The organism is Enterobacter sp. E12 (genome assembly GCF_014596715.2).
GTDB classification, from domain to species: Bacteria; Pseudomonadota; Gammaproteobacteria; order Enterobacterales; family Enterobacteriaceae; genus Enterobacter; species Enterobacter bugandensis.
This window is the reverse complement of record NZ_CP115601.1, coordinates 4659400-4674189: the sequence shown is the minus strand read 5'-3', so window position 1 is coordinate 4674189 and position 14790 is coordinate 4659400. Positions and strand designations below refer to the sequence as shown.

At 53.7% G+C, this 14790-nt stretch carries 10 protein-coding genes, 4 tRNA genes and 3 rRNA genes; 15 read left to right on the top strand and 2 right to left on the bottom strand.

Annotated elements, in window-relative coordinates; translation table 11 throughout:
- The first annotated feature begins 37 nt into the window (after window positions 1-37).
- From btuB to IB212_RS22350, 9 genes are all read left to right on the top strand, one after another.
- Complete coding sequence (gene btuB, locus IB212_RS22390) at window positions 38-1885, top strand: TonB-dependent vitamin B12 receptor BtuB (RefSeq protein WP_041911810.1); 1848 nt, start codon at window positions 38-40, stop codon at window positions 1883-1885.
- Window positions 1830-2681: a glutamate racemase gene (gene murI / locus IB212_RS22385; protein ID WP_188246103.1), complete on the top strand. Its 852-nt coding sequence runs from the start codon at window positions 1830-1832 to the stop codon at window positions 2679-2681. The genes btuB and murI overlap by 56 nt, the downstream gene beginning before the upstream one ends.
- Before the next feature lie 383 nt (window positions 2682-3064).
- Window positions 3065-4604, top strand: a 16S ribosomal RNA gene (locus IB212_RS22380).
- Between the two features lie 70 nt (window positions 4605-4674).
- A tRNA-Ile gene (locus IB212_RS22375) sits at window positions 4675-4751 on the top strand.
- A 38-nt stretch (window positions 4752-4789) separates the two neighbouring features.
- Window positions 4790-4865: transfer RNA gene (locus IB212_RS22370), tRNA-Ala, on the top strand.
- 171 nt (window positions 4866-5036) lie between these two features.
- Window positions 5037-7940 (top strand): 23S ribosomal RNA (locus IB212_RS22365).
- Between the two features lie 66 nt (window positions 7941-8006).
- Window positions 8007-8122: ribosomal RNA gene (rrf, locus tag IB212_RS22360) — 5S ribosomal RNA — on the top strand.
- Together the 16S, 23S and 5S rRNA genes with 4 tRNA genes alongside form the textbook arrangement of a ribosomal RNA operon.
- Window positions 8123-8178: 56 nt before the next feature.
- Window positions 8179-8255, top strand: a tRNA-Asp gene (locus IB212_RS22355).
- Between the two features lie 54 nt (window positions 8256-8309).
- Window positions 8310-8385: transfer RNA gene (locus IB212_RS22350), tRNA-Trp, on the top strand.
- Window positions 8386-8483: 98 nt separating this feature from the next.
- Here the strand turns inward: IB212_RS22350 and hdfR are convergent.
- Window positions 8484-9305 carry an HTH-type transcriptional regulator HdfR gene (hdfR, locus tag IB212_RS22345; RefSeq protein WP_028014823.1) on the bottom strand — a complete coding sequence of 274 codons (822 nt, stop codon included), beginning with the start codon at window positions 9303-9305 and terminating at the stop codon, window positions 8484-8486.
- Between the two features lie 118 nt (window positions 9306-9423).
- Here hdfR and IB212_RS22340 point away from each other — a divergent pair, with 118 nt between their 5' ends.
- On the top strand, window positions 9424-9762 hold the full coding sequence (locus tag IB212_RS22340) for a DUF413 domain-containing protein (protein ID WP_008501577.1): 339 nt from the start codon (window positions 9424-9426) through the stop codon (window positions 9760-9762).
- A 27-nt stretch (window positions 9763-9789) separates the two neighbouring features.
- Here the strand turns inward: IB212_RS22340 and IB212_RS22335 are convergent, their stop codons facing one another.
- A complete protein-coding gene (locus IB212_RS22335; RefSeq protein ID WP_041911811.1) occupies window positions 9790-11310 on the bottom strand; it encodes a YifB family Mg chelatase-like AAA ATPase in 1521 nt (506 codons plus the stop codon).
- A 340-nt stretch (window positions 11311-11650) separates the two neighbouring features.
- On the opposite strand from IB212_RS22335, the gene ilvL reads away from it, so the two are divergent.
- The 5 genes from ilvL (at window position 11651) to ilvE (ending at window position 14743) form a co-directional block, all read left to right on the top strand.
- Entirely contained in the window at window positions 11651-11749 is a 99-nt protein-coding gene (gene ilvL / locus IB212_RS22330; RefSeq protein WP_001311244.1) for an ilv operon leader peptide, read from the top strand.
- A gap of 86 nt (window positions 11750-11835) precedes the next feature.
- Window positions 11836-11886 carry a peptide IlvX gene (gene ilvX, locus IB212_RS22325; RefSeq protein WP_166792073.1) on the top strand — a complete coding sequence of 17 codons (51 nt, stop codon included), beginning with the start codon at window positions 11836-11838 and terminating at the stop codon, window positions 11884-11886.
- 2 nt (window positions 11887-11888) lie between these two features.
- Window positions 11889-13535 carry an acetolactate synthase 2 catalytic subunit gene (gene ilvG, locus IB212_RS22320; RefSeq protein WP_041911812.1) on the top strand — a complete coding sequence of 549 codons (1647 nt, stop codon included), beginning with the start codon at window positions 11889-11891 and terminating at the stop codon, window positions 13533-13535.
- Window positions 13532-13795 (top strand): acetolactate synthase 2 small subunit, encoded by a 264-nt coding sequence (ilvM, locus tag IB212_RS22315; RefSeq protein ID WP_041911813.1) that lies wholly within the window; start codon window positions 13532-13534, stop codon window positions 13793-13795. Before ilvG ends, ilvM begins: the two co-directional genes overlap by 4 nt.
- Window positions 13796-13813: 18 nt before the next feature.
- Window positions 13814-14743: a branched-chain-amino-acid transaminase gene (gene ilvE / locus IB212_RS22310; protein WP_003860182.1), complete on the top strand. Its 930-nt coding sequence runs from the start codon at window positions 13814-13816 to the stop codon at window positions 14741-14743.
- Window positions 14744-14790 lie beyond the last annotated feature (47 nt).

Genomic DNA, 14790 nt, shown 5'->3' with positions numbered 1-14790 from the left:
CCTGCGGCATCCTTCTTATATTGTGGATGCTTTAACAATGATTAAAAAAGTATCGCTGTTGACGGCGCTGTCCGTCACGGCATTTTCGGGCTGGGCGCAGGATAGCGCTGACTCGTTGGTGGTGACGGCAAATCGTTTTGAACAACCTGAAAAAACTATTCTGGCAGCAACGTCGGTGGTTACGCGTGCCGATATTGACCGCTGGCAATCAACCTCGGTGCTGGATGTTATGCGTCGCCTGCCCGGCGTGGACACGGCGCAAAGTGGCGGGATGGGGCAACTCTCTTCTCTCTTTATCCGTGGCACCAACTCCAGCCACGTCCTGATTCTCGTTGACGGCATTCGCCTTAACCAGGCGGGCGTCACGGGGTCGTCCGATCTCAGCCAGTTCCCGATCTCCCTGGTGCAGCGTATCGAATATGTGCGTGGACCGCGTTCGGCGGTATACGGCTCGGATGCGATTGGCGGTGTAGTCAACATTATTACCACTCGCGCGAAGGACGGTACGACGCTGAATGCCGGCGTAGGGTCGCACGGTTACCAGAATTATGGCGGCAGTACCCAGCAAACGCTGGGCGACAGCACGCGCGTCACGCTGGCGGGGGATTACACCTATACCAAAGGTTTCGATGTGGTTGCGGACGGCAACAATGGTGGCCTTGCCCAGACCGATCGCGACGGATTTATGAATAAAACGCTCTACGGTGCAGTGGAGCACGCATTCTCAGACCAGTGGAGCGGATTTGTTCGCGGCTTTGGCTACAGCAACCGTACGGCCTATGACGGTTACTACAGCTCATTTACCCCTGACGTACTGGTCGATACCCGCCAGCTCTATAGCCAGACCTGGGACGCAGGATTACGCTTCAACGAGGACATCTTCCATTCACAGCTGCTCACCAGCTATAGCCACAGCAAAGACTATAACTACGACCCTAATTTGGGCCGTTACGATTCGACGGCCACGCTGGATGAAATCAAACAGTACAACGTCCAGTGGCTCAACTCCGTTGATGTGGGGCACGGGAACATTGGTGCGGGCGTTGACTGGCAGAAGCAGAGCACCGAACCGGGTACAAACTACGTGACCAACGGCTACAACCTGCGTAACACCGGCGTCTACCTGACCGGGCTGCAGCAGCTGGGCGATTTCACTCTGGAAGGGGCGGTTCGCAGCGATGACAACTCTCAGTTTGGTCGCCATGGCACCTGGCAAAGCAGTGCAGCGTGGGAGTTCGTGGACGGTTACCGCTTCATTGCTTCTTATGGTACGGCCTATAAAGCCCCGAATCTGGGTCAACTCTATGGCTTCTATGGCAATGACCATCTTGATCCAGAAGAGACCAAGCAGTGGGAAGGGGCGTTTGAAGGCCTGACGGCAGGCGTGAGCTGGCGCGTGTCCGGCTATCGTAATGACGTTGATAATCTCATCGACTTCAATAATAACCTTCAGGAATATTACAACGTCGGTAAAGCACGCATTAAGGGTGTGGAAGCGACGGCGTCGTTTGATACAGGTCCGTTGACGCATACCGTTGGCTACGACTATGTGGATGCCCGCAATGCGGCGACCAACGAACTTCTGGACCGTCGTGCTAAGCAGCAGGTGAAATATCAGCTCGATACGCAGATCTATGATTTCGACTGGAGCCTGACGTATCACTATCTCGGCACGCGTTACGACACTGATTTTGGTTCTTATCCGTCAGAAAAAGTGAAAATGGGCGGTGTGAGTCTGTGGGATGTCGCAGTTTCATATCCGGTCACCTCACACCTCACAGTTCGTGGTAAAATAGCCAACCTGTTCGATAAAGATTACGAGACAGTTTATGGCTACCAAACTGCAGGACGGGAATACACCTTGTCTGGCAGCTACACCTTCTAATCCGCGCCCTACCGTGCTGGTGTTTGATTCCGGCGTCGGTGGGCTTTCGGTCTACGATGAGATTCGGCATCTCCTGCCGGATCTCCATTACATCTACGCCTTCGATAACGTCGCTTTTCCGTATGGGGAGAAGAGTGAAGACTTTATCGTTGAGCGCTTGGTTGAAATCGTCACCGCGGTACAAAAGCGCTATCCCCTTGCGCTGGCGGTCATTGCCTGTAATACGGCGAGCACCGTTTCTCTTCCCGCCCTGCGTGAGAAATTCCAGTTCCCGGTTGTGGGCGTTGTTCCTGCCATAAAGCCTGCCGCGCGCCTGACGGCGAACGGTATCGTGGGCTTGCTGGCCACGCGTGGCACGGTGAAGCGTCCTTATACCCGCGAGCTGATCGACCGTTTTGCTAACGAATGCCAGATTGCAATGCTTGGCTCCGCAGAGCTGGTGGAGATGGCGGAAGCGAAACTGCACGGCGAGACGGTATCGCTCGAAGAGCTGCGTCGTATTCTTCGTCCGTGGCTGCGGATGCCCGAACCACCGGATACGGTTGTGCTGGGCTGCACCCACTTCCCTCTCTTGCAGGAAGAGCTATTAGAAGTGCTTCCGGAGGGGACGCGGCTGGTGGATTCTGGTGCGGCGATCGCCCGTCGTACGGCCTGGCTGCTGGAGCATGAAGCGCCGGATGCGAAATCTACCGATGCAAATATCGCATTTTGCATGGCTATCACGAAAGAGACTGAGCAACTTTTACCCGTTTTACGCCGTTATGGCTTTGAAACGCTCGAAAAACTGGCGCTGTAGCACGGTTTTGAGCAAAAAAGAGACGGTTGAAAGTTTTTTTTAAAAGAGGGGTTGTCAACGTCTGAGAACTCCCTATAATGCGCCTCCACTGACACGGAACAACGGCTTACAGGCCGCCGGGTTAGCGGGGTTCAGAGATGAACGCCAACAGAGAAAAGTGAAAATAATCGCTTGACTCTGAATGAGGAAAACGTAATATACGGGACCTCGCAACGGTGAGCTGAAAGCCGCGTTGCAACTGCTCTTTAACAATTTATCAGACAATCTGTGTGGGCACTCAAAGTGACATGGATTCTTAATGTCTTCGGACAATAAATGAATACCAAGTCTCTGAGTGAACATACGTAATTCATTACGAAGTTTAATTCACGAGCATCAAACTTAAATTGAAGAGTTTGATCATGGCTCAGATTGAACGCTGGCGGCAGGCCTAACACATGCAAGTCGAACGGTAGCACAGAGAGCTTGCTCTCGGGTGACGAGTGGCGGACGGGTGAGTAATGTCTGGGAAACTGCCTGATGGAGGGGGATAACTACTGGAAACGGTAGCTAATACCGCATAACGTCGCAAGACCAAAGAGGGGGACCTTCGGGCCTCTTGCCATCAGATGTGCCCAGATGGGATTAGCTAGTAGGTGGGGTAACGGCTCACCTAGGCGACGATCCCTAGCTGGTCTGAGAGGATGACCAGCCACACTGGAACTGAGACACGGTCCAGACTCCTACGGGAGGCAGCAGTGGGGAATATTGCACAATGGGCGCAAGCCTGATGCAGCCATGCCGCGTGTATGAAGAAGGCCTTCGGGTTGTAAAGTACTTTCAGCGGGGAGGAAGGCGGTGAGGTTAATAACCTCATCGATTGACGTTACCCGCAGAAGAAGCACCGGCTAACTCCGTGCCAGCAGCCGCGGTAATACGGAGGGTGCAAGCGTTAATCGGAATTACTGGGCGTAAAGCGCACGCAGGCGGTCTGTCAAGTCGGATGTGAAATCCCCGGGCTCAACCTGGGAACTGCATTCGAAACTGGCAGGCTAGAGTCTTGTAGAGGGGGGTAGAATTCCAGGTGTAGCGGTGAAATGCGTAGAGATCTGGAGGAATACCGGTGGCGAAGGCGGCCCCCTGGACAAAGACTGACGCTCAGGTGCGAAAGCGTGGGGAGCAAACAGGATTAGATACCCTGGTAGTCCACGCCGTAAACGATGTCGACTTGGAGGTTGTGCCCTTGAGGCGTGGCTTCCGGAGCTAACGCGTTAAGTCGACCGCCTGGGGAGTACGGCCGCAAGGTTAAAACTCAAATGAATTGACGGGGGCCCGCACAAGCGGTGGAGCATGTGGTTTAATTCGATGCAACGCGAAGAACCTTACCTACTCTTGACATCCAGAGAACTTAGCAGAGATGCTTTGGTGCCTTCGGGAACTCTGAGACAGGTGCTGCATGGCTGTCGTCAGCTCGTGTTGTGAAATGTTGGGTTAAGTCCCGCAACGAGCGCAACCCTTATCCTTTGTTGCCAGCGGTTAGGCCGGGAACTCAAAGGAGACTGCCAGTGATAAACTGGAGGAAGGTGGGGATGACGTCAAGTCATCATGGCCCTTACGAGTAGGGCTACACACGTGCTACAATGGCGCATACAAAGAGAAGCGACCTCGCGAGAGCAAGCGGACCTCATAAAGTGCGTCGTAGTCCGGATTGGAGTCTGCAACTCGACTCCATGAAGTCGGAATCGCTAGTAATCGTGGATCAGAATGCCACGGTGAATACGTTCCCGGGCCTTGTACACACCGCCCGTCACACCATGGGAGTGGGTTGCAAAAGAAGTAGGTAGCTTAACCTTCGGGAGGGCGCTTACCACTTTGTGATTCATGACTGGGGTGAAGTCGTAACAAGGTAACCGTAGGGGAACCTGCGGTTGGATCACCTCCTTACCTTAAAGAACCTGCCTTTGCAGTGCTCACACAGATTGTCTGATGAAAAACAGCAGTAAAAAACCTCTACAGGCTTGTAGCTCAGGTGGTTAGAGCGCACCCCTGATAAGGGTGAGGTCGGTGGTTCAAGTCCACTCAGGCCTACCAAATTTGCGAAGCAAATTTGAAGAGGTTGGCAAAACGATGGGGCTATAGCTCAGCTGGGAGAGCGCCTGCTTTGCACGCAGGAGGTCTGCGGTTCGATCCCGCATAGCTCCACCATCTTTTACTGCGAACACAAGAAAACTTCAGAGTGAACCTGAAAAGGTGCACTGCGAAGTTTTGCTCTTTAAAAATCTGGATCAAGCTGAAAATTGAAACGACACATCTTTAATGGTGTGTTCGAGTCTCTCAAATTTTCGCAATCAGAAGTGAAACATCTTCGGGTTGTGAGGTTAAGCGACTAAGCGTACACGGTGGATGCCCTGGCAGTCAGAGGCGATGAAGGACGTGCTAATCTGCGAAAAGCGACGGCGAGGTGATATGAACCTTTGACCCGTCGATGTCCGAATGGGGAAACCCAGTGTGATCCGTCACACTATCGTTAACTGAATACATAGGTTAACGAGGCGAACCGGGGGAACTGAAACATCTAAGTACCCCGAGGAAAAGAAATCAACCGAGATTCCCCCAGTAGCGGCGAGCGAACGGGGAGCAGCCCGGAGTCTGAATCAGCTTGTGTGTTAGTGGAAGCGTCTGGAAAGTCGCACGGTACAGGGTGACAGTCCCGTACACGAAAATGCACAGGTTGTGAACTCGAAGAGTAGGGCGGGACACGTGGTATCCTGTCTGAATATGGGGGGACCATCCTCCAAGGCTAAATACTCCTGACTGACCGATAGTGAACCAGTACCGTGAGGGAAAGGCGAAAAGAACCCCGGCGAGGGGAGTGAAAAAGAACCTGAAACCGTGTACGTACAAGCAGTGGGAGCACCTTCGTGGTGTGACTGCGTACCTTTTGTATAATGGGTCAGCGACTTATATTCTGTAGCAAGGTTAACCGTATAGGGGAGCCGCAGGGAAACCGAGTCTTAACTGGGCGTTAAGTTGCAGGGTATAGACCCGAAACCCGGTGATCTAGCCATGGGCAGGTTGAAGGTTGGGTAACACTAACTGGAGGACCGAACCGACTAATGTTGAAAAATTAGCGGATGACCTGTGGCTGGGGGTGAAAGGCCAATCAAACCGGGAGATAGCTGGTTCTCCCCGAAAGCTATTTAGGTAGCGCCTCGTGAACTCATCTTCGGGGGTAGAGCACTGTTTCGGCTAGGGGGCCATCCCGGCTTACCAACCCGATGCAAACTACGAATACCGAAGAATGTTATCACGGGAGACACACGGCGGGTGCTAACGTCCGTCGTGAAGAGGGAAACAACCCAGACCGCCAGCTAAGGTCCCAAAGTCATGGTTAAGTGGGAAACGATGTGGGAAGGCACAGACAGCCAGGATGTTGGCTTAGAAGCAGCCATCATTTAAAGAAAGCGTAATAGCTCACTGGTCGAGTCGGCCTGCGCGGAAGATGTAACGGGGCTAAACCATGCACCGAAGCTGCGGCAGCGACACTATGTGTTGTTGGGTAGGGGAGCGTTCTGTAAGCCGTTGAAGGTGTGCTGTGAGGCATGCTGGAGGTATCAGAAGTGCGAATGCTGACATAAGTAACGATAAAGCGGGTGAAAAGCCCGCTCGCCGGAAGACCAAGGGTTCCTGTCCAACGTTAATCGGGGCAGGGTGAGTCGACCCCTAAGGCGAGGCCGAAAGGCGTAGTCGATGGGAAACAGGTTAATATTCCTGTACTTGGTGTTACTGCGAAGGGGGGACGGAGAAGGCTATGTCAGCCGGGCGACGGTTGTCCCGGTTTAAGCGTGTAGGTGTGTGTTCCAGGCAAATCCGGTTCACTTTAACACTGAGGCGTGATGACGAGGCACTACGGTGCTGAAGTGATAAATGCCCTGCTTCCAGGAAAAGCCTCTAAGCATCAGGTAACACGAAATCGTACCCCAAACCGACACAGGTGGTCAGGTAGAGAATACCAAGGCGCTTGAGAGAACTCGGGTGAAGGAACTAGGCAAAATGGTGCCGTAACTTCGGGAGAAGGCACGCTGATATGTAGGTGAAGTCCCTGCGGACGGAGCTGAAATCAGTCGAAGATACCAGCTGGCTGCAACTGTTTATTAAAAACACAGCACTGTGCAAACACGAAAGTGGACGTATACGGTGTGACGCCTGCCCGGTGCCGGAAGGTTAATTGATGGGGTTAGCGGCAACGCGAAGCTCTTGATCGAAGCCCCGGTAAACGGCGGCCGTAACTATAACGGTCCTAAGGTAGCGAAATTCCTTGTCGGGTAAGTTCCGACCTGCACGAATGGCGTAATGATGGCCAGGCTGTCTCCACCCGAGACTCAGTGAAATTGAACTCGCTGTGAAGATGCAGTGTACCCGCGGCAAGACGGAAAGACCCCGTGAACCTTTACTATAGCTTGACACTGAACACTGGTCCTTGATGTGTAGGATAGGTGGGAGGCTTTGAAGCGTGGACGCCAGTCTGCGTGGAGCCGTCCTTGAAATACCACCCTTTAATGGCTGGTGTTCTAACGTGGACCCGTGATCCGGGTTGCGGACAGTGTCTGGTGGGTAGTTTGACTGGGGCGGTCTCCTCCCAAAGAGTAACGGAGGAGCACGAAGGTTAGCTAATCCTGGTCGGACATCAGGAGGTTAGTGCAATGGCATAAGCTAGCTTGACTGCGAGAGTGACGGCTCGAGCAGGTGCGAAAGCAGGTCATAGTGATCCGGTGGTTCTGAATGGAAGGGCCATCGCTCAACGGATAAAAGGTACTCCGGGGATAACAGGCTGATACCGCCCAAGAGTTCATATCGACGGCGGTGTTTGGCACCTCGATGTCGGCTCATCACATCCTGGGGCTGAAGTAGGTCCCAAGGGTATGGCTGTTCGCCATTTAAAGTGGTACGCGAGCTGGGTTTAGAACGTCGTGAGACAGTTCGGTCCCTATCTGCCGTGGGCGCTGGAGAATTGAGGGGGGCTGCTCCTAGTACGAGAGGACCGGAGTGGACGCATCACTGGTGTTCGGGTTGTCATGCCAATGGCACTGCCCGGTAGCTAAATGCGGAAGAGATAAGTGCTGAAAGCATCTAAGCACGAAACTTGCCCCGAGATGAGTTCTCCCTGAGACTTTAAGTCTCCTGAAGGAACGTTGAAGACGACGACGTTGATAGGCCGGGTGTGTAAGCGCAGCGATGCGTTGAGCTAACCGGTACTAATGAACCGTGAGGCTTAACCTTACAACGCCGAAGGTGTTTTGGCGGTGAGAGACAGATTTTCAGCCTGATACAGATTAACAGAATTTGCCTGGCGGCTTTAGCGCGGTGGTCCCACCTGACCCCATGCCGAACTCAGAAGTGAAACGCCGTAGCGCCGATGGTAGTGTGGGGTCTCCCCATGTGAGAGTAGGGAACTGCCAGGCATCAAATTAAGTAGTAAGCCGGTGCATTAATCCGGTGGTTACAAGCAGTCTTCGGTGGAGCGGTAGTTCAGTCGGTTAGAATACCTGCCTGTCACGCAGGGGGTCGCGGGTTCGAGTCCCGTCCGTTCCGCCACTTATTAAGACATTAAGCCTGCCAGTAATGGCAGGCTTAATGGCAAAAAACTTTAGGGGCGTAGCTCAGTTGGTAGAGCACCGGTCTCCAAAACCGGGTGTCGCGAGTTCGAGTCTCTCCGCCCCTGCCATATAGAATCCTTTGCTTCGGCAAAGGATTTTTTTTGCCTGAAACCCGGTGAAATTTCAGCATTCTTAAATGCAGCCAGCGTCCCTGCTGGCCTCAGCATCAATCCATTACATTGATTTTTAATAGATCTTTTATTTGCGATTGCTTGTCGCTATTTTGCAGCCAAATCGCATACAGCGGCCGCGAAAGGGTGGTGGAATCCACCACGGTATGCAGTCCAGGCTTGGTGTCTGCCCAACGGACTGGTAACCAGGTGCAACCCTTCAGCAAGGGGAGTTGCTGACAGGCAATCTCGGCAGAACTGGTTGTTAACTGTGGAACATCATCAGGTGCGATCAATCCCGTCTCATGTTGCTGAAAATCAGGTCCCCACTCCAGCCGCAAATAGGTCAGGTCTGCTTTCATCTTTGAGGGTTCAGAAGCATAAAGAGCCAGACCGAACTGTCCAACAATCTGGCTGCTAAATTCGTCCATCTTGGGGGCTTCTGTAGTGATCAGCAGATCCAATTGACGCTCATGAAGTTGCTTAACCAGCGACTGACGTTGCGCAATTCTGGCTTCAAATTGTAAATGGCCATGGGAGTGATATAGCCGGGTAAGCCACTGACTGAGCATGCATTCCCACAGAGATGCACTGGCCCCTATCGAGAACTCGTTGTGCCTCGACGTATGCGCAACCTCTTTGCGCGCTGCCTGCCAGGTATTCATCAATGTCTCCGCATACGGAAGCAGTTTTTCACCGGCAGGCGTGAGGCGGATATTGTTGCGATGGCGGGTAAAAAGATTCACACCCAGTTGATTTTCCAGCTGTCGAATACGAAAACTGACTGCTGACTGCGTCAGGTAAAGGGCTTCAGCGGCTCGCCCGAAGTGACGCGTTCTGCTCACTTCAAGGAAAGTTTTTAGCAATTCCGTATCCACATCTTTCTCCGCAAAATAATTTGTCGTTATGATTTAAATGTTTTGTTTTACACTCTGTCAAGCGTAACTAATACTCCGCGCCATAAATAGCTCGGCCAAAGAATTAGGAGCGTGTAGGATGGCGGAAAGCTTTACGACGACTAATCGTTTTTTCGACAATAAACATTATCCGCGCGGGTTCTCTCGTCACGGCGATTTCACCATCAAAGAGGCGCAGCTGCTTGAGCGTCATGGTTATGCCTTTAACGAGCTGGATCTGGGTAAACGTGAGCCTGCAACTGAAGATGAAAAACAGTTTGTCTCAGTGTGCCGTGGTGAGCGTGAGCCGCAGTCTGAAGCGGAACGTGTATGGATCAAGTACATGGCTCGCATTAAGCGTCCAAAACGTTTCCATACGCTGTCTGGCGGTAAACCGCAGATGGAAGGTGCAGAAGACTACACCGAGTCTGACGACTAATAAAAAAAGGGGCTACGGCCCCTTTTTTTATGCCAGTAACTTTTGCAGATGCAAAAGCAAACGATCGATCGCCCGATAGCTCAGCGCTTCCTGCAAGTGTTTCCTCGCAATATCAGTACAGCCCTCCACGTCCGCAATGGTTCTGGCTACTTTTAACAAGCGCTGCCACGCACGTATGGAAAGCCCAAAGCGCGTCAACGTCTCCTCCAGCCAAGCCGCATCTTCAACGTTAAGAGAACAAAACTGTCGGATCCCTGCATTATCCAGTCGTGCATTCAGCCTGTTTTGACGGGCATACTGTCTCGCCTGTGCCGCGATAACCCGCTCGCGAACATGCGCGGAGCTTTCACCCAGTCTATCCGTCTGCCTGAGCAGGCCCGGCGGCGGAAGGGGGATTTCCAGTGATAAATCGAAACGGTCGAGAAACGGGCCAGACAGCTTTCCCAGATAGCGCAGCGTCTGCTCTGGCGTACAGCGGTTATGGTTGCCCTGATAATGCCCCGTCGGACTGGGGTTCATCGCCGCCACGAGCTGAAAACGGGCGGGATAGCTTATTTTGGCTCGCGTGCGTGAAATATGTATCTCACCGGATTCAATGGGCTCCCTCAGCGCATCCAGCACGCGGCGCTCAAACTCAGGCAGCTCATCGAGAAACAGAATGCCATTGTGTGCCAGCGAGATCTCACCCGGCCCCGGAATAGACCCACCACCGACCATTGCCGTCAGTGACGCGCTATGATGCGGGGAACGAAAGGGACGTCGACGCCACTGTTTGTGCAACGACGTCGAACCGATCAGGCTATAGATGGCGGCGCTTTCCAGCGCTTCATGGTTACTAAGCGGCGGGAGCAGCCCGCTTAGCCTGCTCGCCAGCATGGTTTTGCCCGTACCCGGCGGGCCAATCAGCAGGAGATTGTGCCCACCCGCTGCCGTAATCTCCAGCGCCCGTTTCCCTTGCTCCTGTCCCATGATCTCGCTGAGGTCTTCTGGCGCATCCGCTATAGCCTCTTCGCACTCTTCCGGCTCGGACAGTTCATGGCGGCCTTCCAGCCAGGCGCACACTTCCTGAAGATGCCCGGCGACGAGACATCCCTTTTCTGCAATAAGACTCACTTCTGATGCGTTTTCATTGGCCACAACGATTTGCCGCCCTGCACGTATGGCTTCCAGCGCTCCCGATATCGCACCGGGAACGCCTCTCAGTGCGCCTGTGAGCGCGAGTTCACCCACGAACTCATACGAGCCTAGCCTGGTCGTATTAAGCTGCTCAGAAGCCGCGAGAAGCGCAATTGCGATAGGTAAATCGTATCGCCCACCCTCTTTGGGCAGGTCGGCGGGAGCAAGGTTGATGGTGATCTTCTTTGCGGGGAAGGTATAACCGCTGTTTATTATTGCGCTACGAACGCGGTCCCTGGCCTCTTTAACCGTGGTTTCAGGTAACCCGACAAGCGTGAGTCCGGGCAGCCCATTACTCAAATGAACCTCTACGGAAATAAGCGGAGCCTTTACCCCGAGAGCCGCTCGCGTATAAACAACTGACAGTGACATTTGTACTACCTCCTGGTCTGACTATGCCAGTGCCTGTTTTCTCTGTTTAGCCTCTTTTTACGTATTTACGCCGCCTGTTCAGAGATTTTCAGGGAGCATTGAAACCATTGCATCACCGTGGAAGCACACTCGCAAAATGTAAAAAGGCGCGCTTTAACGGTTAGATCTGCAATAAAAAATGAAAAATATTCACATCCAAATTTCCTCATATAAAACAATATGTTCATGAAATTTGGTTCGCTTGCTAATCAAATCCTTCATAAATAAATCTTGTGTTTGATTTAAAAACTGTGATAACTCTTTAGGTATTCCTTCGAACAAGATGCAAAAAGAACTGAAAATGACAGCCCTTCTACGAGTGATTAGCCTGGTCGTGATTAGCGTGGTGGTGATTATTATCCCACCGTGCGGGGCTGCACTTGGACGAGGAAAGGCTTAGAAATCAAGCCTTAACGAACTAAGACCCCCGCACCGAAAGGTCCGGGGGTTTTTTTATGACTAAAAAACTTAAATGAGGAGCAGAGAATGACGACTAGCACAAAATTCTGTTTCTCCAGATTTATGACGGGGAACTAACTATGAATGGGGCACAATGGGTAGTACATGCGTTGCGCGCGCAGGGAGTCGAAACCGTATTCGGTTATCCGGGTGGCGCAATTATGCCGATTTACGATGCACTGTATGACGGCGGCGTGGAACACCTCTTGTGCCGACACGAGCAGGGCGCAGCGATGGCAGCTATTGGTTATGCCCGCGCGACAGGTAAAACCGGTGTATGCATGGCGACCTCAGGTCCGGGCGCAACGAACCTGATCACCGGCCTGGCTGACGCGCTGCTCGATTCCGTTCCTGTCGTGGCGATTACCGGTCAGGTGGCCTCTCCGTTCATCGGTACCGATGCCTTCCAGGAAGTAGATGTCCTCGGCTTATCGCTAGCCTGCACCAAGCACAGCTTCCTCGTTCAGTCCCTCGAAGAGCTGCCGCGCGTGATGGCCGAAGCGTTCGAGGTTGCCAGTTCTGGCCGTCCTGGCCCGGTTCTGGTGGATATTCCGAAAGATATCCAGGTTGCATTTGGCGATCTGGAGCCGCATTTCTCCACCGTGGAAAGCGACGATGCGTTTCCCCATGCAGAGGTTGAAGAGGCGCGTCAGATGATGGCGCAGGCGAAGCAGCCGATGCTGTACGTCGGCGGCGGGGTGGGTATGGCGCAGGCTGTTCCGGCGCTTCGCGCGTTCCTTGCAACCACGCAAATGCCCGCCACCTGCACCCTGAAAGGTCTGGGTGCGGTAGACGCGGACTACCCGTACTACCTCGGCATGCTGGGAATGCACGGCACTAAAGCGGCAAACCTGGCGGTGCAGGAGTGCGACTTGCTTATCGTCGCAGGTGCCCGTTTCGATGACCGCGTCACCGGCAAGCTGAATACCTTCGCGCCGAATGCCAAAGTGATCCATATGGATATCGACCCGGCGGAGATGAACAAACTGCGTCAGGCGCACGTGGCGTTGCAGGGCGATCTTAACGCGCTGTTACCGGCGCTGGAGCAGCCGCTGGATATCAACGCATGGCGTCAGCACACCGCAGACATGCGCGCCGAGCACGCCTGGCGTTACGACCATCCCGGCGATGCCATCTATGCGCCGCTGCTGTTGAAGCAGTTGTCCGACCGTAAACCCGCCGACAGCGTGGTGACGACCGATGTGGGCCAGCATCAGATGTGGTCAGCCCAGCATATGACCTACACCCGCCCGGAGAACTTCATCACCTCCAGCGGCTTAGGCACGATGGGCTTTGGCCTGCCGGCAGCCGTAGGCGCACAGGTGGCCCGCCCGAACGATACCGTGATCTGTATCTCCGGTGACGGCTCCTTCATGATGAACGTTCAGGAGCTCGGCACCGTGAAGCGCAAGCAGTTACCGCTGAAGATCGTGTTGCTCGATAACCAGCGTTTAGGGATGGTTCGCCAGTGGCAGCAGCTGTTCTTCCAGGAGCGTTACAGCGAAACGACGCTCACCGATAACCCCGATTTCCTCACCCTGGCCAGCGCCTTCGGCATTCCTGGCCAGCACATCACCCGTAAAGACCAGGTTGAAGCGGCACTCGACACCATGCTGTCAAGCGAAGGGCCATACCTGCTTCATGTCTCAATCGACGAGCTTGAGAACGTCTGGCCGTTGGTACCGCCCGGTGCCAGTAACTCACAAATGCTGGAGAAATTATCATGATGCATCATCAGGTCGCCGTGCAGGCTCGCTTCAACCCGGAAACGTTAGAACGCGTATTGCGCGTGGTTCGCCACCGTGGCTTTCAGATTTGCTCTATGAATATGGAAACGGCCACCGACGCCCAGAACATCAGTATCGAATTAACCGTTGCCAGCCCGCGGCCGGTCGACTTACTGTTTAGTCAGTTATCAAAGCTGGTAGACGTTGCCCATGTTGCCATCTGCCAGAGCACAACCACATCACAACAAATCCGCGCTTGAGCGTGACAGGACGAAAAAATGACGACAAAAAAAGCTGATTACATTTGGTTCAATGGTGAGATGGTTCGCTGGGAAGACGCGAAAGTTCACGTGATGTCCCATGCGCTGCACTACGGTACCTCCGTGTTTGAAGGCATCCGTTGCTACGATTCTCACAAAGGGCCAGTGGTGTTCCGCCATCGCGAACACATGCAGCGTCTGCATGACTCAGCCAAAATTTATCGTTTCCCGGTCTCTCAAAGCGTTGATGAGTTGATGGAAGCCTGCCGCGAAGTGATTCGCCAGAACAAACTGACCAGCGCCTATATTCGCCCGCTGGTCTTCGTGGGTGATGTGGGCATGGGCGTGAACCCGCCGGCCGGTTACAACACTGATGTGATCATTGCTGCGTTCCCGTGGGGCGCCTACCTGGGCGCAGAAGCACTGGATCAGGGGATCGACGCAATGGTTTCTTCCTGGAACCGCGTGGCGCCAAACACCATCCCGACCGCCGCAAAAGCGGGCGGTAACTACCTCTCCTCACTGCTGGTCGGCAGCGAAGCGCGCCGCCACGGCTATCAGGAAGGCATCGCCCTCGACGTGAACGGCTACATCTCAGAAGGCGCGGGCGAAAACCTGTTTGAAGTAAAAGACGGCATTCTGTTTACCCCGCCGTTCACCTCTTCCGCGCTGCCGGGCATCACCCGTGATGCGATCATCAAGCTGGCGAAAGATCTGGGTATCGAAGTGCGCGAGCAGGTGCTGTCCCGCGAATCCCTCTACCTGGCAGACGAAGTGTTCATGTCCGGTACCGCGGCTGAAATCACGCCGGTTCGCAGCGTCGACGGTATTCAGGTGGGTGAAGGCCGCTGTGGTCCGGTGACCAAACGCATCCAGCAAGCCTTCTTTGGCCTCTTCACCGGCGAAACAGAAGATAAATACGGCTGGTTGGATCAGGTTAATCACTAAATATAAATGTGGGACGGCACGCACCGTCCCATTAAATAGTCAGACGG